Origin of the sequence: Ralstonia pickettii, from assembly GCF_001699815.1 — a bacterium.
In the GTDB taxonomy this organism is placed as follows: Bacteria; Pseudomonadota; Gammaproteobacteria; order Burkholderiales; family Burkholderiaceae; genus Ralstonia; species Ralstonia thomasii.
The window spans coordinates 1-21,556 of sequence record NZ_MCGB01000019.1; the positions used below are offsets into that span (position 1 = coordinate 1).

General features: G+C 62.4%; 19 protein-coding genes, 1 tRNA gene and 2 pseudogenes. 6 read left to right on the forward strand and 16 right to left on the reverse strand.

Annotated elements, in window-relative coordinates:
* Together BEK68_RS02260 and BEK68_RS26045 are read right to left on the reverse strand one after the other, a co-directional pair.
* A pseudogene (locus BEK68_RS02260) lies at window positions 1–183 on the reverse strand (IS256 family transposase); the annotation flags it as partial.
* A 119-nt stretch (window positions 184–302) separates the two neighbouring features.
* Window positions 303–470, reverse strand: a pseudogene (locus tag BEK68_RS26045) (ubiquinol oxidase subunit II); the annotation flags it as partial.
* A 156-nt stretch (window positions 471–626) separates the two neighbouring features.
* Here BEK68_RS26045 and BEK68_RS02265 point away from each other — a divergent pair.
* Window positions 627–1,946, forward strand: coding sequence for an MFS transporter (locus tag BEK68_RS02265; RefSeq protein ID WP_004627026.1), 1,320 nt, complete (start codon window positions 627–629; stop codon window positions 1,944–1,946).
* 83 nt (window positions 1,947–2,029) lie between these two features.
* Window positions 2,030–2,218 carry a CsbD family protein gene (locus BEK68_RS02270; RefSeq protein WP_004627028.1) on the forward strand — a complete coding sequence of 63 codons (189 nt, stop codon included), beginning with the start codon at window positions 2,030–2,032 and terminating at the stop codon, window positions 2,216–2,218.
* A 138-nt stretch (window positions 2,219–2,356) separates the two neighbouring features.
* Here the strand turns inward: BEK68_RS02270 and BEK68_RS02275 are convergent, their stop codons facing one another.
* The 3 genes from BEK68_RS02275 to BEK68_RS02285 form a co-directional block, all read right to left on the reverse strand.
* The gene (locus BEK68_RS02275) at window positions 2,357–2,572 is read right to left on the reverse strand and encodes a VOC family protein (protein WP_004627029.1); all 216 of its coding nucleotides are present in this window, start codon (window positions 2,570–2,572) and stop codon (window positions 2,357–2,359) included.
* Window positions 2,573–3,058: 486 nt separating this feature from the next.
* Window positions 3,059–3,811 (reverse strand): maleate cis-trans isomerase family protein, encoded by a 753-nt coding sequence (locus BEK68_RS02280; RefSeq protein ID WP_012435859.1) that lies wholly within the window; start codon window positions 3,809–3,811, stop codon window positions 3,059–3,061.
* A 26-nt stretch (window positions 3,812–3,837) separates the two neighbouring features.
* A complete protein-coding gene (locus tag BEK68_RS02285) occupies window positions 3,838–5,157 on the reverse strand; it encodes an MFS transporter (RefSeq protein WP_004627032.1) in 1,320 nt (439 codons plus the stop codon).
* 213 nt (window positions 5,158–5,370) lie between these two features.
* Here BEK68_RS02285 and BEK68_RS02290 point away from each other — a divergent pair, with 213 nt between their 5' ends.
* A complete protein-coding gene (locus tag BEK68_RS02290) occupies window positions 5,371–6,300 on the forward strand; it encodes a LysR family transcriptional regulator (protein WP_004627034.1) in 930 nt (309 codons plus the stop codon).
* A 29-nt stretch (window positions 6,301–6,329) separates the two neighbouring features.
* Window positions 6,330–6,671, forward strand: coding sequence for a hypothetical protein (locus tag BEK68_RS02295; protein WP_012435860.1), 342 nt, complete (start codon window positions 6,330–6,332; stop codon window positions 6,669–6,671).
* 107 nt (window positions 6,672–6,778) lie between these two features.
* Here BEK68_RS02295 and BEK68_RS02300 read toward each other — a convergent pair whose 3' ends face one another.
* Genes BEK68_RS02300 through BEK68_RS02320 form a run of 5 tightly spaced genes read right to left on the reverse strand, consistent with a single transcriptional unit; the run spans window position 6,779 to window position 11,459 of the window.
* Window positions 6,779–7,246, reverse strand: coding sequence for a hypothetical protein (locus BEK68_RS02300; protein WP_012435861.1), 468 nt, complete (start codon window positions 7,244–7,246; stop codon window positions 6,779–6,781).
* Between the two features lie 17 nt (window positions 7,247–7,263).
* Complete coding sequence (locus BEK68_RS02305; RefSeq protein WP_012435862.1) at window positions 7,264–8,043, reverse strand: FAD:protein FMN transferase; 780 nt, start codon at window positions 8,041–8,043, stop codon at window positions 7,264–7,266.
* Window positions 8,043–8,603: an FMN-binding protein gene (locus BEK68_RS02310; protein WP_012435863.1), complete on the reverse strand. Its 561-nt coding sequence runs from the start codon at window positions 8,601–8,603 to the stop codon at window positions 8,043–8,045. Before BEK68_RS02310 ends, BEK68_RS02305 begins: the two co-directional genes overlap by 1 nt.
* A 35-nt stretch (window positions 8,604–8,638) precedes the next feature.
* Window positions 8,639–10,015: a porin gene (locus BEK68_RS02315; protein WP_004627043.1), complete on the reverse strand. Its 1,377-nt coding sequence runs from the start codon at window positions 10,013–10,015 to the stop codon at window positions 8,639–8,641.
* Between the two features lie 37 nt (window positions 10,016–10,052).
* Window positions 10,053–11,459: a cytochrome-c peroxidase gene (locus BEK68_RS02320; protein ID WP_012435864.1), complete on the reverse strand. Its 1,407-nt coding sequence runs from the start codon at window positions 11,457–11,459 to the stop codon at window positions 10,053–10,055.
* Window positions 11,460–11,981: 522 nt separating this feature from the next.
* Here BEK68_RS02320 and BEK68_RS26050 point away from each other — a divergent pair.
* Window positions 11,982–12,356 carry a hypothetical protein gene (locus tag BEK68_RS26050; RefSeq protein ID WP_249262885.1) on the forward strand — a complete coding sequence of 125 codons (375 nt, stop codon included), beginning with the start codon at window positions 11,982–11,984 and terminating at the stop codon, window positions 12,354–12,356.
* A 23-nt stretch (window positions 12,357–12,379) separates the two neighbouring features.
* Here the strand turns inward: BEK68_RS26050 and BEK68_RS02325 are convergent.
* From BEK68_RS02325 to BEK68_RS02335, 3 genes are all read right to left on the reverse strand, one after another.
* Window positions 12,380–12,466, reverse strand: a tRNA-Leu gene (locus BEK68_RS02325).
* A gap of 150 nt (window positions 12,467–12,616) precedes the next feature.
* Window positions 12,617–15,736: an efflux RND transporter permease subunit gene (locus BEK68_RS02330; RefSeq protein WP_012435866.1), complete on the reverse strand. Its 3,120-nt coding sequence runs from the start codon at window positions 15,734–15,736 to the stop codon at window positions 12,617–12,619.
* Between the two features lie 42 nt (window positions 15,737–15,778).
* The gene (locus BEK68_RS02335) at window positions 15,779–16,987 is read right to left on the reverse strand and encodes an efflux RND transporter periplasmic adaptor subunit (RefSeq protein ID WP_012435867.1); all 1,209 of its coding nucleotides are present in this window, start codon (window positions 16,985–16,987) and stop codon (window positions 15,779–15,781) included.
* A 185-nt stretch (window positions 16,988–17,172) separates the two neighbouring features.
* Between BEK68_RS02335 and hpnD the strand changes: the two genes are divergently transcribed.
* Entirely contained in the window at window positions 17,173–18,006 is an 834-nt protein-coding gene (gene hpnD / locus BEK68_RS02340; RefSeq protein ID WP_012435868.1) for a presqualene diphosphate synthase HpnD, read from the forward strand.
* Here the strand turns inward: hpnD and BEK68_RS02345 are convergent, their stop codons facing one another.
* From BEK68_RS02345 to BEK68_RS02355, 3 genes are all read right to left on the reverse strand, one after another.
* A complete protein-coding gene (locus BEK68_RS02345; RefSeq protein WP_012435869.1) occupies window positions 18,007–19,191 on the reverse strand; it encodes a DUF1501 domain-containing protein in 1,185 nt (394 codons plus the stop codon).
* 25 nt (window positions 19,192–19,216) lie between these two features.
* On the reverse strand, window positions 19,217–20,842 hold the full coding sequence (locus BEK68_RS02350) for a DUF1800 domain-containing protein (RefSeq protein WP_012435870.1): 1,626 nt from the start codon (window positions 20,840–20,842) through the stop codon (window positions 19,217–19,219).
* 70 nt (window positions 20,843–20,912) lie between these two features.
* Complete coding sequence (locus BEK68_RS02355) at window positions 20,913–21,359, reverse strand: hypothetical protein (RefSeq protein WP_012435871.1); 447 nt, start codon at window positions 21,357–21,359, stop codon at window positions 20,913–20,915.
* Window positions 21,360–21,556: the final 197 nt, after the last annotated feature.

Genomic DNA, 21,556 nt, shown 5'->3' on the forward strand with positions numbered 1-21,556 from the left:
GTTGCGCACCACGGCGCGTTGCCCGTGTAACGTCTTGACGTTCGCGAACCGCTCCATCAGCTCCGCCAACTCCGCTTCGATCGCTTGTTGAATCACTTGCCGCGCCCCGTGACGAACCAATTCGTCAAGTCCAAGCCCGACTCCCGATAGACCGACGACTGCTTTTTCCGTATCCTTGCTCATGGTGGATGGTTTGATTTTTTGCTGGTTTCCGACTTCGACAATCAGATTCTCAGCTGAAACCTCCACCGCCTTCAACTTCCCGCCTCAACTCCCCCGTACACCACTTTCGACTTTAGCTCCGCGATGATGATCAAGTCCCGCTGTCGCACCGCCATGTCGCCAGCCGGCGACAACAGCACGGCGTTGCTACAGCCTGCAAGGGTCACCAACAAGGCAATTGCTGCACCTCGCCAAAGCGACCTTCCCGTAATTCCAAGGGGTGTCACTACTGCATTGAAGCGTGGCATGGGTCTCGGAAGTGGCGTTTGGTTAACGTCGCGCTGGGATGGCCCAACGATCTTTCGACTTGTCGTTGCAGTTTAGGCGCTATTCTGGTCTTGTGATGACGGACTTTTGATCGCCGTACGACATCCCCTCCCCCGAATCCCGATGGAGACTCAACGATGGCAAGTCTGACCCACCAGCATCGCGCGTCGCCCACCGCACCGCCCGCCCCGGGACACCATGAAGTTGCCCCGGCAGAGATTGCCATAGGCGTCGTGATCGGGCGCGCGTCGGAGTACTTCGATTTTTTCGTCTACGGCATCGCGTCGGTGCTGGTGTTCCCTTCGGTCTACTTTCCGTTTGCCAGTGAATTGGCCGGTCTGCTGTTCAGCTTCACGGTCTTCTCGTTCGCCTTTATCGGGCGCCCGTTCGGCACGGCGCTGTTCATGCGCATCCAGCGCCGATGGGGGCGCAGTACCAAGCTGACGGCATCGTTGTTCCTGCTCGGCACAGCTACGGTGGGCATTGCGTTCTTGCCGTCGTACGCATCGATCGGCCATTCGGCAATCTATCTGCTGGCGCTCTTCCGCTTCATGCAGGGCATCGCGTTTGGCGGCTCGTGGGATGGCCTGCCGTCGCTGCTGGCCTTGAACGCGCCCGAAAACAAGCGCGGCTGGTACGCCATGGTGGGGCAACTGGGCGCGCCCACCGGCTTCATCATTGCCGGAGCGCTGTTCCTCTTCCTCTATACCAGCCTGACGTTTCAGGAATTCATCGAATGGGGCTGGCGCTATCCGTTCTACGTCGCCTTTGCCATCAACGTGGTGGCGCTGTTTGCGCGGCTGCGGCTGGTGGTCACGCACGAATACACGCAACTGCTTGAGGAAGAAGAGCTGGAACCGATCAGCACCCTGCAGATGGTCAACGCGCAGGGGTTCAACATCTTCCTGGGGGCCTTTGCCGCGCTGGCCAGCTATGCGCTGTTCCACCTGGTCACCGTGTTTCCGCTGTCATGGGTGTCGCTGCGCAAGACACAGAGCGTGCCTGCCGTGCTGACCGTCCAGATCATCGGCGCTGCGATTGCGTTCGTGGGTACGCTGGTTTCCGGCCTGATTGCAGACCGGTTTGGTCGACGCACCACCTTGGCGGCCATGGCCGTGCTGATTGGCATCTTCAGCCTGGCCGCACCTTGGCTGCTCGATGGCGGTGTTGCGGGCCAGGACATTTTCATCCTGGTCGGCTTCGGTCTGCTGGGGCTGTCCTATGGCCAGGCGGCCGGCGTGGTGACGTCCAACTTTGAGAGCCGATTCCGCTATACCGGTGCCGCCCTGACGACCGATTTCGGCTGGCTGTTCGGTGCGGCATTCGCACCGCTCGTGGCGCTAGGCTTGTCGTCGCTGTTCGGACTTGGCGCGGTCAGCCTGTACCTGCTCTCAGGGGTGGTTGGGACGCTGGTGGCGCTGCGGATCAATAAGGCGCTTGGGACACCGGATTCCTAATGCCGTTGCCCGGGAAGCTCCGTAGGCACGCGAACTGCTAGGAACCCGCAGTGCGCAAGAGCGCTTTTTCAAAGGAGCAGACCATGAACAAGGATCAAGTGAAAGGTACTGTCGAGAAGATGAAGGGCAAGGTCAACGAGGCCCTGGGCAAAGCGACCAATAATCCTGCACGCGAGCTGAAGGGCGACCTCCAGCAGGCCGGCGGCCAAGCGCGCAAGGACGCGGGAGACGTCAAGGAAGCAGCGAAGGACATTGCAAAGAAGTCCCGCTGATTGGCGCGCGCATGGCTTCGGCACCGCGGTGCTGACGCGCATGGCCTAGAAGGGGGGCGACCGGGCGGTCGCCCTTTTTTTCGCCCATAGCGGAGCAGGCATGCTGCCATCGCAACGTGCAGCGGCCCAGAGTCGCGCTCAAGAAACGGTTTGCCCGATGGCCAGAAGATTGCCTTCATTGTCTCGGAACCACGCCCCCTTTTCCGCCGCCCCAGCCTTGGACGGGTAATTTCCTTCAATGCGTGCAACGCTGTTGACGGTCTTCAGCCCAGGAAGGCCGTATTCCTCAAACGTCACCCCGCGCTGCCGCAGCTCGCGAACTGTCGCCTCGATGTCAGAGACTTCCCTGCCCATTTGCGTATGGGCCCGGAGGCACCTCCGGCGGACTGGAACAGCGTGAAATAGCCATTCCCGCATTTGTAACGCAGACCGCCGGGCCGCTCCTCAACCAGCTCAAGACCCAGCTTCGACTGCCGCGCGCGTGCGAGATCCTGCGCCGGAATCAGGGTTGATACGTCGCCGGCGAGCGGGGGTGATAGCCGCCGGTGGTTTTCCATTCGCGTCGACAACTCTGCTCGATGACACCGATGGCCTCGTTACGTCAAGTTGCGCAGGCAGGACGTGCGCTCGCACATCGCGCGAATCACACCAATCGCGCAGTCGCTCGACGGTGAAGTCTTAATCGTCGACGTGGTCGCCAAAGACGACGATCTCCGCCCCCCCCTTCACGGGCGACTAGTCGGCCACCGTGCGGGCGGTGCCCTGGCGGGCATCCAGGATGGCAACCATTCTTGCGGAGGTCGTCGTCATGGCATCTTCAATCAGTCTGGTTTGCTCGCTTCAGAATGCTCCGGACAGCAGATAACCTGCATTCGGAACCTTGGCCTTCAGCCCAAGCGTCTTCAGCATCTGGTAGACCGTAGAAGTCGCCGCCGAGAACACAGGCCGATCGAGCCGGTCTTCGACCACCTGAATTGATGGCAGCGACGGCATCTGCACGCATGCCGACAGCACGACCGCATCGGCGCCGCTGATGTTGAGGCGATCCGCATGGCCGACAAGGTTTGCCGGATCGAGCCGACCCACGGCAAGATTGTCCGACACTTCCAGGCTGATTGAATCGGTGACTTCGATACCGGAATCCTCGATGTAGTCGATCACCGTTTGCGTGAGCGGCTTCATGTATGGCGTGATGATTGCTACCTTCGTGTAGCCCTGTACATGGATGGCGTCTATCAGGGCACCGGCGGAACTGAGCACAGGCGTAGGGGCATTGTTCTGCTCGGTAATCCTGGCCAGACGTTCCTGCGAAACACGGTGATAGCCACGGCCCTGGCTCATGATGGCGACCAGGCAAGCATATGCCATGACATCGCAGCGGGCATCACTCAATTCAAGCGCGCAGCGGTCGCTTGCCACGTCCATGTTTTTCAGTTCCTCTGGCGTGACATGCATCATGCGCATGCGGGCTGAGTGGAACGTGAAACGTTCATCGGGAAACTCGGCGTAGCGGGAGGTCAGCATCGCCGGGATTTCGGTCTCCATCGTGGTATTGGAGCTGGGGACAATTTGCCCAATGCGGAAATTCTTCATGATCAGAGGCTTCCTTCGAGAAGAGATTAGTTGTCGCTGGTGAGACGCACGCCCTTGGTTTCCTGAAGCAGGAACACCATGGCCGAAGCAATGAGGTAGGACACCGATGCCAGCGAAATCGTCGCAGTGAATCCGATCAGCGGTATCAGGATCGGCACCAGCTTGATACCGAGGATGGCGCCCACGCGGCCAAAGTTGAAACAGAAGCCTGCCGCCGTGGAACGAATGCTGGTGGGGAACAGTTCGGAATACCAGGCGCCGAAGCCGCTGAAGTAGCCGGTAAAGAAACCGAGCAGTGCCGCAAGGACGCCAATGGCGACGATGTTGCGGGTTGTGAATGCTAGTTTTCCGTCCGTCAGTGGCATCAATGTCGCGCCGTATGCGAACACCGGCACCATGATCGCCATGCCCAGGAAGAACAGCGCAAACGACTTGCGGCGACCAATCAATTCGGCAAGCTGGCCGTAGACGAGATAGCCTATCGTGGCACCGATGCCGGTCCAAATCAGGAACACCGGAGCCTGGTCCACACGCACATGCAGGATGCTCTGCAGATAGGTCGGGGTAAAGGTCGTGATGATCCAGTACCCGTACATGCCGAAGATCGAAATCGACAGGCCCAGCAGGGTCATCTTCAGGTAGGCGGGGCGGAAGATCTCGAACAGGCTCGACTTCTTCGCGTGTTTCGCCTTGTAGGTTCGGTTAGCAAGCCAGACCGGCGACTCCTTCACGAACAGCAGGATGAATACAAACGTGACGTATGCAGGAATCGATGCGTAGATGAAGAGCTTGCGCCAGGAATCGGGGTTCGAGGGGTCGAGTAGCGTCCATGCGAAGCATGCCGCCAGGAGTCCGCCGCCTGACCAACCGGTTTGCATGAACGCGATGGCCTTGGCGCGGCCCTCCGGGGCCCAGATCTCAGACACCAGTGCCGATGCAGCGGACCACAGGCCACCCACGGCCACACCGACGCAGAATCGGTAGACATTCAGCTCGAGCACGCTCGATGCGAAGCCACACAGCAGCGTTCCGGTGCCATAGATGAACACGGACGCGAGAATGGTCTTCTTGCGTCCGATCCGGTCCGCGATATTGCCGAGAAACAGCCCACCGATCCCTGTTGCGAGCAGAAACCATGCGACAGTGGAGACGACATCCCTCAGGCCAACGGAAAAGGTATTCGCAATCGCAAGCATCACGAAACCGAAGATGGTCGCGTCCAGCGCATCGAACAGCCATGCAGCCCAGGAACCACCGAGCGTCACATAGCGCTGTACGGTAGACGAAAGAGCAGGCTGCCGGAACGCCCCGGTGCTTGCCGCGTCTGGCGATGAGTTGATAGTCAATTTGGTCTCCGTTCGTTATTGCCAGGTCTTGTCCGCTTGTGGGAAGAGGCCGACAGATCTTCGAGCTTGCGGCTACACTTGCGTCACGCGACTAACTCTGGGCGGATGAATGTTAGAAGCCCAACCAATGTTGGTACATCAATCATTCGCGAGCTCACCATCGCAGATTGCGATGGTGCTTCAGCAGCCAGGGCCACTGGATCACGCACGCCAATGAAACTGGATCCGCAATCACTTCGCCTGTTTATCAGCGTGCTTGAGGAAGGCACCATTGCGGCTGCCTCGCAGCGCGAACACATTGCCGCGGCCGCCGTGAGTCGCCGGCTCAGCGAGCTGGAGTCGCTTCTGGGATCGCAACTCCTGATTCGCAGCAATAAGGGCATCGAACCTACCGAAGCCGGAACGGCGCTGATGTACATGGCGCGCGGTGTCCTGAACGACCTCAGCGGCATCGTCTCGGAGATGCGGGAGTACTCGCATGGCAAGCGGGGATCGGTTCGCCTGCTCGCCAATATTTCCGCGATTACCCAGTTTTTGCCCGCACTCCTGAAATCGTTCATGGAAAAGCACCCGAATATCCGGGTGACCCTTGAACAGATGGAGAGCCTCGCGATCACGCGGAGCGTCGCCGAAAGCCGTGCCGATATTGGGCTCTTTACGCGCATGCCGCATGAGGCCAGCGTCGAGATCCACCCCTTTCGCACCGACGAACTCGTGGTCTTGCTTCAAGCGGATCACCCGCTTGCGGACCGCGCCAGCGTTTGCTTCGATGAAGTACTTGATTTCGACGTTGTGTCCCTGCACGGCGGGACACACCTGCACTACCAGATGCTGCAGGCCGCAAACGAATCCGGCCGCACATTCTCGCCGCGGATGGAGGTATCCAGTTACGATGCGCTCTGTTTAATGGTGCAGACCGGCATGGGCATCGGCATATTGCCAAAGGGCAGTACCAGCGCGTATAGCATGCCGGAAATGAAGATCCTGCGTCTGGACGAACCGTGGGCCCAGCGAGAACTATCGATGTGCGTGCGCAACGTGGAAACACTGACACCGGCGGCACGGCTCCTGTTCGATCACCTTCAGCGCGAGCAATCTGCTGAAATACCGGCAGTGAATGGCACCGCGGCGACGTCCTCCTAGATGAAGCCGCCGTGCAAGCTGTCCGGTCAATGGCGTGCGCGCCTTTCAAAGACCCGAAGACCAGTCAACCAACCCACACACCCTTCTCCAGACTGTTCGCATTCGGCCTAGACCGCACCGTGCCGCCGCCCGCACACCCGCAGACCTCGCCAGCCTCCACCCCGCTGGCGTCGAGCGCGCTGCAACTGCTCAACAAACACCTCTACCAGGCCGACCGCTACACCGGCATGCTCATCGTCCTGCAGCACGACGACGCCAAAGAGCCCGCCGTCATCTCCTCCGGCACCTATCGGCACGAGCGCGCCCGCGCGCTGACTGATTTTGCGCGGGCGTCGGTGCAGATTTCGGAGTTGATTGAGGCGGGGGTGTAGACGCCAAACTGCGGGACGCATCGCTGGAGGCTTCGGCCATGCGATGCGGCGGTCAGAGTGGGACTTAAAGCAGGCGAGCGCGTGTGCTAAAGACAGCCAGCCAAGCTTTACACGGCCACCTTGCGTTTGCGGCGTCCGACCGCGATGTGTACCCACAGGGCGACACACGACAAAAGACCCGCAGACCAGTGAAGATACTCTGCACTTTGGCGCAACAACTGGCCATTCACGTAGTACAACGCATAGCCCGTGACGACCAGCATCAATGCGAGGGAGCCGAGCAACGCTCCTGCTAAGCGATTACGTTTTCGCATCCATGCGTTACGGATATGCGGCGCCCACAGCATTCCAAACAGGTAAAGCACTGCCATGGCGGCCGCGCCGTGCAGCTTCATGCTCCAAGCGAGCGCCAGCGTTCCGCCTTCGCTGCCGTCGTCTAGAAAATGCAGGACCAGCCAGGCGAGCCCCGTAACCAGCAGGGCAGCAAATACCCCATAGACCAGCCAGCGCCGTCGCGGACTAAGGCGAAAAGCGCTTTCGCGCAGATGGAGGGAGAAGCGTGGTGGAACGGACATGGAGTACTGTCGGCCGGCTAAGCTCGCGAGTATACGACCACAGCCCCGCCGTACCGTCTCAACAGCGGATGCGCTGCATCGCCAGTGGCAAGCACGACTTTGGTCAGCGCGTCGGCCAGCATGCAGGTGGGTGCCTGCACCGTTGCACCGGCAAGCGGTGGCAGCAACCTGCCGCGAGCATCGCGGATGCGGGATGCACTTTCGGCGACTGCGCCAAAACCGGCAGCCGTCGAACTCGCCAGTGCCGCGTTGTCGAGCAGCACAGACGTTGCAACACGGGCAGCGTTTTGCGGGTCACGCACCTGCACCGACATCGGCCAGGCGCCGTGGTGGCGCAAGTCGCCGCCGGCATTGACGATCGCGCGCTCGACCGCGAAGGTGCGCAACACCTCGATCGCACAATCCACCGCAAAACCCTTGGCGATGCCTCCAAGATCCATGTATGCGCAGGTTTCTTTGACGACGATGTCACCGTCGAAGGAAATGGGAAACCGCCTGTCTGCGAGCAAGTCGAGGGGGCCGACACGGCAATCGAATGCGCGCTCCGACACGATATGCAGTTCAGCCGCAAGGCGCAGAACGGCAAGGGTCCGAGTATCTGCAATGAGCCTCTCACCCGGCGCCGCGCGATTGATGGCCTGCAGTTCACTGTCCTTCGCATGAAAAGTGAGCAATGCGTGCACAGCGGCCATCTCGTCGAACGCGGCCGCCACGGCGGCTTCCGCCTCCGGCCCTTCAGCCTGCACGTCGACCAGGGTGCCGAGCAACGGGCGCGCGCGCCGGCAAGTCGCGCGCATCAGCGCTGGACGAGCGCCAACTGCGCCATCACCGCAATGCGCCGGATGCCATCGGTGAGATGCGTGCACGACAACGTTGCTCCGCTGATGTTGTTGATGTCATCGCCCACACGCAGCGCCGACTTGGCCGACTTGCCCAGAAACTGTGCGCGCCACGGCTTGTTGCGGACTTCGTAGCCGTGGCTTTCTCGGTAGGTAAGGATTTCCACGCCACTGATCTCGCCGGCGGTGTTCAGGGCCACGGCGTAGTTGATGAGCTCGAATTTGCCGATGACGGCGTCGGTCACGAAGTAGCCGAGCGTCTTATCACCTTGCTTGGCTTGCCATGCGCGCCACGCACCCGGCTTGGCCGGGCCGCCCGCACGCTCGGCCAACTGCTTGAGCTGGTCGGCTGAGAGCGTGAGCGACACCGGCTCAAAGCCTGTGGCGCCGGGAAACATTGCCTTCTGGGCCTCGGCAGCGGACAGGTAGTCCGCCGCAAACGCCTTGGTGACAATCATGCCCGGCGCCCCCACGGCGGCGGCACAGACAAGAACAATGGGCACTGGCTGGTAACGCATGGCTTGCACCTCCTTGGATTTGCCGCTCCCGCGGCTTAGAACGACACGCCCAGGCCCAGATCCACACGCGAGAAATCGCGGTTCTGCTTGAAGCGCTGGTAGTCCACCTTGAAGACCACGTTCGGGTTCAGATAGAAGTTCGCGCCGATGGTGTACACGGTGTCCGACAGCGAGGGCCAACCGGCAGGCATCGTGAAGCCCGGAGCCAGACCTTCGTACTTCTCGGCCATGTTGTAGCGTTCATAGCGGACGAACGGCGCGAAGCGGTAGTCGCCCTTCTGCCACAGGTTGTAGGCCGCCTGTGCATACCAGCCGTAGAACGCCGCCGGCATCGGGTTGGCGGCACCCGGGTTCAGCTGATTGGCGGCAGCGGTGTTGCTGAACGTACCGCGTGCATACAGGGCAGACAGATCCCACTTGCCCGGTGTCCAGCGCGCGTGCGCTTCGTACAGCGTGGCGCGCTGTTCAGGCAGCACGGCTTCCGTGCTCGACCGGCTGCTCTTGCCCGTGAAGACCGAGCCGCCCAGCGTTACGCCCGAAATACCGGTGTAGTTCAGCGCCACATACTGCGACAGGTTCTTGGCGTTGGCCAGCCCCAGTTCCTGGTGCGAGGTCTGCATCGGGGCGATGGCGTTGTTCTGCATCTCCAGCGCGGACTTAAACAGCGGGTTCTCCGGGTTGAAGTTCCACTTGGCCAGGTCCAGCCCGGTAGTCAGACCCACATTCCAGTTCAGGCCGAAATCGGTATCGCCGTACAGCGAGAGACCGCCCTCACGCCACGTGCTCGGGATGATCAGCGTCTCGACAAAGTTGCGATGCACGCCGTAGTAGTTGGTCGGCTCATGGTTGCGGTTGATGAACCCCGCTGGGATCAGGAACAGGCCTGCATTCAGGCCGATCTTGTCGGTCAGCTTGTGGTCGATGTAGAACTGCTCGACTTCGAATTCACCCGAGTCGGTGGCCGACGTGATGGCGTGCTCGATCTCGAATTCGGAGTTGAAGCGCGTCTTGTCGTCGAACTTGTAGCCGATACCGAACACTGCGCGCGCGAGGTCGAACTTGGTGTCTTCGGAACGGCGCGTCGGGCGGCTGTAGTTGGCTTCGCCGTAGCCCCACAGCGTGAGGTTGTCCAGCGGCGACGGCCTGGTCGAGGCGAGCTGTGCCGTCTGCACGGTCTGCTGCACGTCTTGCAGGGCCGCGGTTTGCTGTGCCTGTGCCTTCGCCTGCGTCTGCTGCTGCGTGGCGAGCGTCGCGTTCTGCGCCTTCACCTCTTTCAGTTCGGCCTTGAGCGCTTCAATCTGCGCGGCCATGGCGTCGAGTTTCTGTTCGAGTTGCGCGGTGGTGGCGGCATTGGCTGCGCCGGCCCCCATCAGCGCAATGGCGGCGGCTACCGACAAGGCGGTTCGTTTCATGCTGTGACGCTCCCTGGTCTTGAAATTTTGAATTGGCTTACTTGCTTGTTGCCGTCTTGCTCTGCGTGGCTCCGCTGGCAGAGACGGTCTGGATACGGGCGGCACCCACGCTGGCTGCGGTGGAACTGCATTGCGCTGGCACGCGATAGGCCGACGGGTTGGCCGGATCAAATCCGTCGGTGAGCGTGCACAGGAAATGCACGAGATCGCTCATCTCCTGGTTCGTCAGCGACGGCGCGGTGCCGGGGTTGTATGGCACTTCGGCCACGTTCACGTTGGCATCGAAGGCGGCCGGCAGATCGTTGTATGGCACATCGGGTGTGCCGTCGGCCTTGACGTACCAGCGGCCGGGGTCGGTATCGCGCGTGATGTACCACGCCACCACCTGATCCAGCGTCTGGAACACGCCGTTGTGGAAATACGGTGGCGTCAGCGCGATGTTGCGTAGCGTCGGCACTTTGAACTTGCCGCATGTCGAGCCACCTACGCGGAAGTCGGTACGCAGCGGCCCACAGATGCCGAGGTCGTAATAGCTGTAGTTCGGATTGCCCAGCGCCAGGCCGTTCTTCGGCACGTACGGCAGCGTGGTGCCTTCCTGGTTGGCGGCGATGCTCCAGTTGCGCGGAATACCGACGTTGTCGTACGTGAAATCGGTAAACAACGCCGGCGTGCTGCCCTTGCCTGTGGAGATATGGCAAGCGTTGCAGTTGCCCTTGGTCGGGTTGTTGAACAGCAGCAGGCCGCGCGTCTCGGCATCCGTCAGGTTTGTCTTGCCGGCGAGGTAGGCGTCGAACTTGCTGTCGAAGGTGTGGAAGCTCGGGTCTTCAGATTGGAAGGCCGCCAGCGCGCGGCCGATGCTCTGCATGGCGTTCGCGCTGTCCTGGATGCCGGCGGGGGTGAACACGGCCTTGAACTGTTCTAGGTAAGGGCGCGTCAACAGCGTTTTGAAAACATCGTCGGCCGAGAGGTTGGCCATCTCAAACGCGTTGGTGAACGGCTGCTGTGCCTGGTCCGCTAGCGACGCAGACCGGCCATCGCGGAAGAAACCGCCGGAAGCCTTGCCGGTACTGTCGATCTTGAAGTTGGGCGTGAACGAAGCGTAATTTAGCGACGGCGTGTTTCGCAGGCCGGGCAAATCGGAATTCGGCCCGCCGATCGATACGGCCAGATTGTTCGGATCAGTGAAACCGCGCGCCGGGTCATGGCACGACGCGCAAGACTGTTTGCCCGAGGCCGAGAGCGTCTGATCGAAAAAGATTTGCTTGCCGACCTGCGCCATGGGCGACAGGCCATCTGTTGCCGCGGGGGAAGACGTGCTAGCGCTATCTCCGCCACCGCCGCATCCCGACACCAGCGCGGCGGACGCCGCAGCCGACAGCACCAAGCGAGCCGCACGCCACAGTCGGGCTTGTGCGCTGCTTCCTCCACATTTCTCTGCTTTCATTTCCCTGACGCGGCAAGCTCTTTAGCCTACTAAGGCGGCTCAATTAATGGTAATAGGAACAATTCGCGTTCGCATTCTATGCGAATGTCCAAAGGAAATCACCTGCATTTTTTCGAGAGGTCTCCCGCGCGCGCCGACGCACGTTCGTTTCGTGGGCGCCGCCCGCCTTGCACCCACAATTTGGGCCTCACTGGCACCTGTGGAACGCAAACTCCGGCCGCAGCAAGCGCCCCTCCCTCCCCTGCAGATACCTCAGTTTCTCCGCATCCCACTGGCCACAAGCGCCACGATGTCAATGGCGGTGAGCACGTCGTTTTGGCTGATCGTCATTCTTTGCGGCCTCCCATCCAGCGTTAGGCCGCCTGCTGCAACCACGCGCAGCAGCGCGCCCCAACCCGTTTGCTCTGCCATTCATGCGCCCACTGCCCAGCGCGCGGGGTGGCTCTGCGCCCTCCATGGACAGGCGAGCGCAGGCGGCGAGGCTGCAGCCTTGCTGAAGGATTGTTGGTTCATGGCGTGGAAATGAAAAAGCCCGCCGGGTGGCGGGCTGTTTGGATGCGGCCGCAATTGCGAACGCGCGGGGTCTCGTTACTTGGGCTGCGCCGGAATGACCAGGTTGGTCGCCTTGGCCGCCTTCTTGGCTTTGCTCTGCCCGGCTTTGGCCTTGCCACTGTCAGGCAGGCACACCTATGCGTTGACGATGCTCTCTGCCGGCGAACACCCCATGTGGGTCGCAAAGCAGATGGGCCACGCGGACTGGACGATGATCGCGCGCGTCTACGGCCGGTGGATGCCGAGGCCGGTTCCAGGGCGGTGGAAAAGTTCGCCGGAAATGCTGGCAAATCGGACGCCAAACTGGCAAAAAGCGGCTGGATTTTCGCCAACCCGAAAAATTAAACCGTTGATTTTAAAGGGATTTTTGGTGCGAGGGAGGGGACTCGAACCCCTACACCATTGCTGGCGTCAGGACCTAAACCTGGTGCGTCTACCAATTTCGCCACCCTCGCCGGATGGATCGCGGCGCCCCTGAGCAGGGGCGCCGGAAAGGAAGCCCGCGATTATATCGCAGTCGTTCGGGGGTTTCCATCCCTACCCGATTTGACGTGGTGTAGGGGGGCGACTCCCCCTCCCTCGCACCGGCTGCCGGGGCGCAAACGTCAGACCGTCGGGGCGGCCGCTTGCGCATCGGGCCGCTTAACGCGGAACCACGCCGCATACAGCGCCGGCAGGAACAGCAACGTCAAGACCGTGGCGATGATCAGGCCACCCATGATGGCGGCGGCCATCGGGCCCCAGAACACGCTGCGCGACAGCGGAATCATTGCCAGCACCGCCGCCGCCGCAGTCAGGATGATCGGCCGGAAACGACGCACGGCCGCCTCGACGATGGCATTCCACGTCGGCACGCCGGCCGCCACATCCTGCTCGATCTGGTCCACCAGAATGACCGAGTTGCGGATGATCATCCCGATCAGCGCAGTAATGCCAAGTTGCGCGACAAAGCCCATCGGGGCGCGCAGCAGCAGCAACGTGGCTGCCGCGCCAATCAACCCCAGCGGCCCGGTCAGGAACACCATCACCGAGCGCGAGAAGCTGTGCAGCTGCAGCATCAGCAGCGTGAAGATGATGAAAATGCACAGCGGCATCTGCGCAGCGATGGACGCACCCGCGTTGGCACTCTCCTCTTCCGCACCGGCAATCTTGATCTGATAGTCCGGCGGCAAGTCCGCGCGAATCTTGTCGAGCAACGGGTTGATCTGCGCGGTCACGGTCGGGCCCTGCACGCCGTCCACCACGTCGGATTGCACGGTGATGCCGTAGTCGCGGTTCTCACGCCAGATCACGCCGGGTTCCCACGCAAAACCAACTCGCGCCACCTGCGTCAGCGGCACCGTGCGGCCACTGCTGGTCGGGACTTGCACGCGCTGCAGCGCGTCGAGCGTGTTGCGCTCGTCTTCCTGCGGACGCATCACGATGTCGAGCAGCTTATCGCCGTCGCGGTATTGTGCGATGGGCGCGCCGGACATCACCGTCTGCGTGACCTGCGAGATGGAACCGGTCGACACACCCAGCGCACGCGCCTTGTCCTGGTCGATGTCCAGGCGCAGCACCTTGACGTTCTCGTTCCAGTTGTCGTTCACGCCGACGGTGTTCGGATTGGCGCTCATGATGGCCTTGACCTGATCGGCAATCTTGCGCACCCCGCCAATGTCCGGGCCCATCACGCGGAACTGCACCGGATACGGCACTGGCGGCCCGTTCGGCAGCAGTTTCACGCGGCCGCGCAACTGCGGGAATTGCGACTTGAGCAACCCGATGACGTGTTGCCGAACTCCCTCGCGCGCCTCCAGCGAAGTGGGCATCACGATGGCCTGCGCCACGTTGGTCTGCGGAAGGATCTGGTCCAGCGGCAGGTAGAAGCGCGGCGCGCCGGAGCCGATGAACAGCGTCACGCTGTCGACGTTCTGCTCCTTGCGCATCAGGGCTTCAAAGCGTTTGGCTTCGGTTTCGGTCTGGTTGAAGCTGGAGCCTTCGGGCAACCACAGCTCGACCATCAGCTCTGGGCGGCTGGAATCGGGGAAGAACTGCTTCTCGACATACTTGAAGCCGAACACGCCAAGCCCAAACGCCACCAGCGTGATGACGATCACCGTCTTGCGGTACTCCACGCACCAGTTCACCCAGCCGCGGAATCGGTTGTAGAACGGCGTGTCGAACAGCTCGTGGTGCACACCGCCATCCACATGTGATTGGGTCCGCAGCAGCAGGAAGCCCAGATACGGCACAAACACCACCGCTGCAAACCACGACAGCACCAGCGCCAATGCCGTCACCGCAAAGATGCCGAACGTGTATTCGCCCACCGTCGAACGCGCCAGCCCCACGGGCAGGAACCCCGTGGCAGTGATGAGCGTGCCGGTCAGCATCGGCATGGCGGTCGAGGTGTATGCGAAGGTGGCGGCCTCCATCTTGGAGAAGCCCTCTTCCAGCTTGCGCACCATCATTTCGACCGCGATGATCGCGTCGTCCACCAGCAGACCCAGCGCGATGATCAGCGCACCGAGCGAAATCTTGTGCAGGCCGATGTCGAAGATGTTCATGAACAGGAACGTCACCGCCAGCACCAGCGGGATCGTCAGGCCCACCACCAGCCCCGGCCACACATCAATGCGCAGCTTGGGCTTGGTGTGCAAGCCGAGCGAGAGAAAGCTCACGCCCAGCACAATCACCACCGCCTCGATCAGCACGTGCACGAACTCGCCCACCGAACTCTGCACCGATTTCGGCTGGTTCTGCACCTGCTGCATCTCGATGCCCATCGGCAGCTTGGCGCGGATCTTGTCAACCGTGGCACGCAAGTCCTTGCCGAGCTGGATGATGTCGCCGCCCTTGGTCATCGAGATGCCCAGGCCGATCACCTCCTTGCCGTTGAAGCGCATCTTGGCGTGCGGCGGGTCCACGTAGCCGTGCTTGACCGTGGCGATGTCGCCGAGGCGGATATTGGTCGTGCCGCCGGGGCCGCGCAGCGTCAGGTTCTCCAGATCGCGGATGTCCGAGAACTGGCCTGACAGGCGAATCTGCACGTTGTCGGTCGGCGTCACCAGCACGCCGCTGGGGCCGATGTTGTTCTGCTGGCCGATCTGCGTGGCGATGCTGTTGATGTCGAGCCCCATCTGCGACAGCTTCGCCTGCTGGAACTCGATGTAGATCTTTTCGTCCTGGTCGCCGAGCAATTCGACCTTGGCGACGTTGCGCACGCGCAGCAATTGCTGGCGGATCGCATCGGCGTAGTCGTTGAGCTGGCGGTAGGTGAAGCCATCGGCGGACAGCGCATAGATCGAGCCATACACGTCGCCGAAATCATCATTGAAGTACGGCCCGCGCACGCCTTGCGGCAAGGTCGGCGCGATATCGCCCACTTTCTTGCGCACCGTGTACCAAAGCTGCTGCGTTTCCTTGGCGGGCGACGTGTCGGCCAGTTGGAAGGTGACGAGCGTTTCGCCGGGCTTGGAGTAGCTGCGGATCTTCCAGGCGTACGGCACTTCCTGCAGCGCCTTCTCGATCTTGTCGGTCACCTGGCGCGACATCTGCTCGGCCGTGGCGCCGGGCCAGAAGGCCTGCACAACCATCGCCCGGAAGGTGAAGGGCGGATCTTCATCCTGCCCCAGCTTGGAATACGCAAAGATGCCGCCGAGCAACAGCGCCACCAGCAAGAAGCGCGTGAGCGGTTGATGTTCAAGCGCCCAGCGTGACAGGTTGAAACGGGAATGTTCCATACGCGCGAAGGTTGGCGTGTTGGGGCGGGAGCCGGATGCGGCTTACCGGCGCGGCGTGATGGCGGACTGCGCCGACGGCTGATCGGCTGGCGCCATCGGCATCACCTTCTGGCCTGCCTTGAGCAAGTGCACGCCAGCGGTCACGATCGTCTGGCCGGGCTGCAGGCCGCTCGTCACCAGTAGCACGTTGTCGCGCGGCGCGCCCACCGTCACCGGCACGGGCTTCACCGTTTGCGATGCGGCGTCGTACAGCCAGACCACGTTTTTGCCTTGATCCTGGAGCAGCGCGCTCATCGGCACCCGCACGCCCATGCCGCCGCTATCGCCACCGCCGCCGGGCCGCACAAAGGTGGCCGCTGCGGTCATGCCAAGCTTGAGTTCCGGCGGTGGATTCGGTACCGAAATCTTGACGGTGTACGTGCGTGTGACCGGGTCGGCTGCCGGCGCAATCTCGCGCACCTTGGCCGGAATGCTGCGCGACTGATCGGCCCACAGCTTCACGCTCACCTCGGGCGATTTGCGCAGCGTGTCCACCTGATCCTCGGGAATGCCGACCACGACTTCCTTCTCTGCCGTTTGCGCCACGCGCACCACCGGTTGGCCTGCGGACACCACCTGTCCGACTTCGGCGTCGACGCCCGTCACCACGCCATCGGCGTCGGCTTCGAGCGTGGCATAGCCGGCTTGATTCACCTGGTTGCGATAGCCAGCTCCGGCCTGCTCGTAGCGGGCTTGCGCGGCGTCATAGTTGGCTTGATGGCGTTGCTGCTCAGCCGCGCTGATGAAACCCTTGGCGAACAGTTCGGAATAGCGCTTGAGGTCAGCCGCGGCCAGATCGCGATCAGTCTTGGCCGCCGATAACTGCGCCTGGGCCGATTGCTGGGCGAGGGCCAGATCCGTGGGGTCCAACCTCGCCAGCACCTGGCCTTTCTTGACCGTGGCACCGACGTCCACCAGCCGGGCAACGATCTTGCCGGGCACGCGGAAGCCCAGGCGAGATTCAATGCGCGGGCGTACGTCGCCGGAGAATTCCGCTGTGCCGGCGCCCTGCTCGCTGGTCACTGTCATGGTCCGCACCGGGCGCACCACGGGCGCCTTGGGTGCCTCCTTGCTGCAGCCGGCCAGTAGCGCCGCGCCGGCCAGCAAAGCCGCCGATGCCGCTGTCGGCAATGAACGCCGGCGCGGCCGAGATCGCGTGTCGGAGAAACCGGTGAAGTCGGAATGCGGGTACGGCAAACGCAACGCTGGCATGACACGCTCTCAGTAAATAACTGACCGGTCAGTAATATACCCACGGCAATGCGCAGGGTCAACGACACGGCCGCGTCTGATTGACTTTTCTTGGCAGATGCCCAGGCAAGGCTTCACGGCATGCTGCACCGCAACGCGCTGTAGAATGGCCGCCCTGCTTCAAACCTCACCAGAACGGCCTCCCCGTGACCCCCGACAATTACTGCGCCGACAAAGCGGCACCGCCCGGCAGCGACGTGTACTACAGCGTATTGTTTCTGGCGCCCGAACGCCGCCGCGCGACCATCGCGCTGGAAGCCGTGCGCCGTGAGCTGGAAGACGCCGTACGCGACGCGAGCGATCCGGCGGTCGTGCAATCGAAGCTGCAGTGGTGGCGGCAGGAGCTTGCGCGGCTGTTCGAGGGCCGCCCTGAGCACCCCGCGGCGAAGGCATTGCAGCCGCATCTGGCCCGCTACGATATAGGCGCCGTGCATCTGGGCGAATTATTGGCCGGCGTAGAGGCTGACGCCATGCAAAACCGCTATCTGGATTGGCCCAACCTGCGCCGCCACGGCGATCAGGTGGCGGGCGTGGCAGGCCGGCTGACGGCTCGCATTGCCGGACAGACGCATGCGCGCACGCTGGAATTCGCGCGGCTGATGGCACTCGCCGAGCAGCTCGTTCATTTCGTCAGGAACCTGGGCGAAGACGTGCGCCATAACCGCGTCTACATCCCCGTGGACGAGCTGCAGCGGTTCAACGTACCCGCCGCCGATCTGTTCAATCGCCGGTATGCAGAGGGCTTTAAGCCGTTGATGGCATTTCAGGCCGAGCGTGCCCGCGCGACCTACAAGGAAGCACTTGCCGCGCTGCCGGCAGAAGATCGCCGCGCGCAGCGTTCAGCGCTGATTCGCGGCGTGCTGGCCATGCGCCTGATCGACGAGGTGGAAGCCGACGGCTTCCAGGTGCTCACGCAGCGTACGGACCTGACGCCGCTGCGCAAGCTCTGGCTGGCCTGGAAGACGCAGATCCGCGGTTGATCAGGCTTTGATCAGATCCAGCGGCGCAAACCGCCCTGCCAGCACCGGCTGCGAATCCATCCCCCACCAGCGCTCCAGCACCGTGGCATAAAGCGAGCGGAAATCGACCGACGGGTCGAGATTGCCGCCGCCGTCCAGGCGTTCCAGCACCGGCCCCTGCCCGGCCAGCCCGCCCTTGACGCGGCCACCGGCCACGAAATGCGCGGCAGCCGTGCCGTGATCCGTACCGTTGTTCATGTTTTCGCGCGGGCGGCGGCCAAACTCCGAATACGTGACGATCAGCGTGTCGTTCCAGCGGCCCAACTCGGTCAACGCGCTCTTGAGCGAAGCGATGCCCTCGCCCAACTGCCGCAGCAGGTTCGCCTGCGTGCCTTGCTGATTGGTATGCGTATCAAAGCTACCGAGCGACAGGCACACCACGGCGACGTCCGCACCGCCACGGCCCGGTGCTGCCACCACCTGCATCGCCGCCTTGATCGAGTTACCGAACCCGCCGTCCGGAAAATGCGTCTGGAACGCGAACTTGCCGGACTTCGGACGCAGTCCGTCGGCCGCCTTGACGATATCAGCCTCGACCTTCAGCACGTGCGCGAGTGTGGCGTTGCCCATCGCGTGCGAAGGCATCGCCAGCTTGGCTTCGTTGAGGAACGCATCGGGATTGGCGAGCGCTACGGCACGTGCGCCGCCGTCGAGCGGGCCAAGATCGGCGCTGCCAATGATTACGCCATCTGCACCGAACGATGGCGGCACCGGCTGTGCGGCAAACGCACGCGTCAACCAGCCTTCGCGCAGGTATTGGTCGGAGCGCGACGCCGTGTCCCAGATCTCGATCGAGCGGAAGTGCGAAAGATTCGGCTGCGGATATGACAGCCCCTGCACCACCGACAATTCCCCCGCCTGCCACAGCGGCATCATCGCCTGCAAAGACGGATGCAGGCCGTAGCGGTCATCCAGTTGCAGCACCTGCTCCCGCTTGATGGCGATGCGCGGGCGCAGCGCATAGTACTGTGCGCTCGTGTAGGGCACCACGGTGTTCAGCCCGTCATTGCCGCCCTTGAGTTCGATGAGGATGAGCAGGTTGCCGTAGCCCTTGCGCTTGTCTTGCCCTTGCGCAAAGACAATCCCCGGCACCGCGCCACCCATGCCGAGCATGGCGCCGGCCTTCAGAAAATTGCGACGTTCCATGATGTGTGCTCCTGCGGCGGTGGCGTTACTTCAACTGGTAAGCCGGGTCCATCATCAGCGTGCGCAGGTACGCCGTACCGGCCAGCTTGACGGGAATCGGCGCAGTCGGCTCGATGGGCAACACGGCACGCTGGATCGAAATGCGCGGCGCCAGTTGCGGCGGATCATCGCCATCCGCTCCGAACTGCGCCAGCCACTTGGCCGAGTTGAACGACACCATCGTCTGCGACTGCGCAAGCTTGAAGCGCCCCTCCTGCCCCATGCCCTTGAGCGCCTGGCCCAGGCCCTGCACGGTGCCACCCTGCTTCAGGTCTTCGCGCATTGCGGCCATCATCATGCCCGGCTTCTGCTGTTGCGCCTGTTGCGTGCCGGGCGGCGGCTTCATCTCGGTCGAGCGGAACAATTGGTCGAGAAACTGCTTGCGCCCCAGCAGCGTGGTTGAGTTGATCCACGCATCGCCGCCGGGCCAGCCCTTCACGTTCGGCGGGGCCAGTAGGTTCTGCCCCAGCTGCGCAGACTTGATGGCAAACGGCGTCGGGTCGGTGTACTGCACGTTGAACTGCTTGAGCGTGCCGACAATCATTTCCACCGGGGACTTCACGAGCGTCGCGTGCGATTGCGGCGCCCAGAACGCCGGCGTCAGGAACACCCCGCGCAACGCCACCTTGATGTCATAGCCACTTGCCCGGAACGCATCGGCCACGCGCAGCGCCTGGGCCGCGTCCACGTCAGGCGAAACAAACTCGCGCCAGAGCTTGGTGACGATGAAGTTTGCCGTCTCTGGGCGAGACAGCAGGATGTCGAGCATCTGGTCGCCGTCGTAATCGCCGCTCTGGCCAAACACAGTCTTCACGCCCGTGTCGTGTATCTGCGGCCGCCAGATGTAGGTGAAATCGTGCTCGCGGTCGATGCTCCAGCCTGTGTAGGTGCGCGCGGCTTCCTTGATGTCCTGTTCGGTGTAATGGCCTTCACCCAGCGTGAAAAGCTCCATCACCTCGCGCGCGAAATTCTCATTCGGCTTGCCCTTGCGGCTCTCGGCGCCATCCAGATAGATCAGCATCGCCGGGTCTTTGCCGATGGCGTGCAGCATCGTGCCGAAGTTGCCCACCGCGTTCTGGCGCAGCAGCACGTTCTGCCGATACATCAATTGCGCGAACGGCACCTTCTGCGAACTGGAAACGAAATGGTTGTGCCAGAACAGCGTCATGCGCTCTGTCAGCGGCGACGGCGTCTTGATCATCTCGCCCATCCACCAGGCACGCAATTCCAGCTCGTGCGCGGCATTCTTCTGGCGCGCCGTCTTGCGGGCGTCTTCGTCGGGTAGCTTGTTGTAGGGGACGATCGGCTCGTTCACCCACGCTGGGGGCGCTTGCGTGGCAACGGTGCCCGTCTGGGCAAGGACGCGGTCGACGGCTTCGCGGTGTGTGAGTCCGGCGTAGGCGTCGAGTTCGCTCTCGGAAGGCGCAAAGCCGATGCGGGCGAGGAAATAGCGTGCATCGTCGCGGTCCAGGCGCTGCTCGTCGGCGGCTGGCGCCTTGGCTTGCGCGGTGTGGCGATGCGGCTTGTCCTGCGTTGCCGCATGCGCGGTCTGCAGTGAAAGCGCGCCGGCGGCTGCCAGCGCCAAGAAGATCGTGGTGCTACGGATTCGCATGTCGGCCCCCCGAAACGACCCTACTGCTTTGCCGGGGCAGCGACTCGTGCGCCGTTCCTCGGCCCCCTACCTAGCCGCCACGGTGGTAGATATCCCGCGTGACGTCATAGATGTTCTGACGCAATTGCTTGCGTTCCTCGGGAGACAGCTTGCGTTGCGCAGACCCACGATCGGCATTCTCTCCACGGCGGTTCTCCATCGCTGCGGCGCGGCGGCTGCGTTCCTCGCCACCTCGGCCGTGCGCCGAACCCTGCCCGCCCTTTTTCTCCTGCGCGCCGGTCTGCATTGCATGTCCGCCGCCGAAAAAACCGCCGAATCCGCCAAAGCCACCGCGTTCACTGCGCGCGTGCGCCTGCGAGCCGGCCGCACAGAGGGCAAGAACACAGGTCAACAGCGCCGCGCGCCGCCGAAACATCACCGAGCGATTCGAAAAAGGAAGTTGAGAAGCCACGTCTTTGTTGCTGGAAACCGATGCGCCATGCATCATTGCGCGACAATCGATAACAGGCAACCGCATTGCACGCCAGTCCCCTCCGCAGGGGGAAACAGACCCCAAACCGTTGCGAGGAACTGCCAAGGCAGTGTAGCTGCGCGTCCTACAGACTGTTCGCGCGACTCGGTAAATAATGTAACCGTCTGTTTCAATTGGGCTTTTACTGCCTCCTGTTGTCGATTGGGCCCATGTTTTTGTCGTTACCATTAGCGCCATGGAAA

Excerpts from the sequence above, each read along its gene's own strand:
- BEK68_RS02265 (WP_004627026.1), top strand. The coding sequence starts at position 627 with ATGGCAAGTCTGACCCACCAGCATCGCGCGTCGCCCACCGCACCGCCC.
- BEK68_RS02270 (WP_004627028.1), top strand. The coding sequence starts at position 2,030 with ATGAACAAGGATCAAGTGAAAGGTACTGTCGAGAAGATGAAGGGCAAG.
- BEK68_RS02275 (WP_004627029.1), bottom strand. The coding sequence starts at position 2,572 with ATGGGCAGGGAAGTCTCTGACATCGAGGCGACAGTTCGCGAGCTGCGG.
- BEK68_RS02280 (WP_012435859.1), bottom strand. The coding sequence starts at position 3,811 with ATGAAGAATTTCCGCATTGGGCAAATTGTCCCCAGCTCCAATACCACG.
- BEK68_RS02290 (WP_004627034.1), top strand. The coding sequence starts at position 5,371 with ATGAAACTGGATCCGCAATCACTTCGCCTGTTTATCAGCGTGCTTGAG.
- BEK68_RS02295 (WP_012435860.1), top strand. The coding sequence starts at position 6,330 with ATGGCGTGCGCGCCTTTCAAAGACCCGAAGACCAGTCAACCAACCCAC.
- BEK68_RS02300 (WP_012435861.1), bottom strand. The coding sequence starts at position 7,246 with ATGTCCGTTCCACCACGCTTCTCCCTCCATCTGCGCGAAAGCGCTTTT.
- BEK68_RS02305 (WP_012435862.1), bottom strand. The coding sequence starts at position 8,043 with ATGCGCGCGACTTGCCGGCGCGCGCGCCCGTTGCTCGGCACCCTGGTC.
- BEK68_RS02310 (WP_012435863.1), bottom strand. The coding sequence starts at position 8,603 with ATGCGTTACCAGCCAGTGCCCATTGTTCTTGTCTGTGCCGCCGCCGTG.
- BEK68_RS02315 (WP_004627043.1), bottom strand. The coding sequence starts at position 10,015 with ATGAAACGAACCGCCTTGTCGGTAGCCGCCGCCATTGCGCTGATGGGG.
- BEK68_RS02320 (WP_012435864.1), bottom strand. The coding sequence starts at position 11,459 with ATGAAAGCAGAGAAATGTGGAGGAAGCAGCGCACAAGCCCGACTGTGG.
- BEK68_RS26050 (WP_249262885.1), top strand. The coding sequence starts at position 11,982 with ATGAAAAAGCCCGCCGGGTGGCGGGCTGTTTGGATGCGGCCGCAATTG.
- BEK68_RS02330 (WP_012435866.1), bottom strand. The coding sequence starts at position 15,736 with ATGGAACATTCCCGTTTCAACCTGTCACGCTGGGCGCTTGAACATCAA.
- BEK68_RS02335 (WP_012435867.1), bottom strand. The coding sequence starts at position 16,987 with ATGCCAGCGTTGCGTTTGCCGTACCCGCATTCCGACTTCACCGGTTTC.
- BEK68_RS02345 (WP_012435869.1), bottom strand. The coding sequence starts at position 19,191 with ATGGAACGTCGCAATTTTCTGAAGGCCGGCGCCATGCTCGGCATGGGT.
- BEK68_RS02350 (WP_012435870.1), bottom strand. The coding sequence starts at position 20,842 with ATGCGAATCCGTAGCACCACGATCTTCTTGGCGCTGGCAGCCGCCGGC.
- BEK68_RS02355 (WP_012435871.1), bottom strand. The coding sequence starts at position 21,359 with ATGCGGTTGCCTGTTATCGATTGTCGCGCAATGATGCATGGCGCATCG.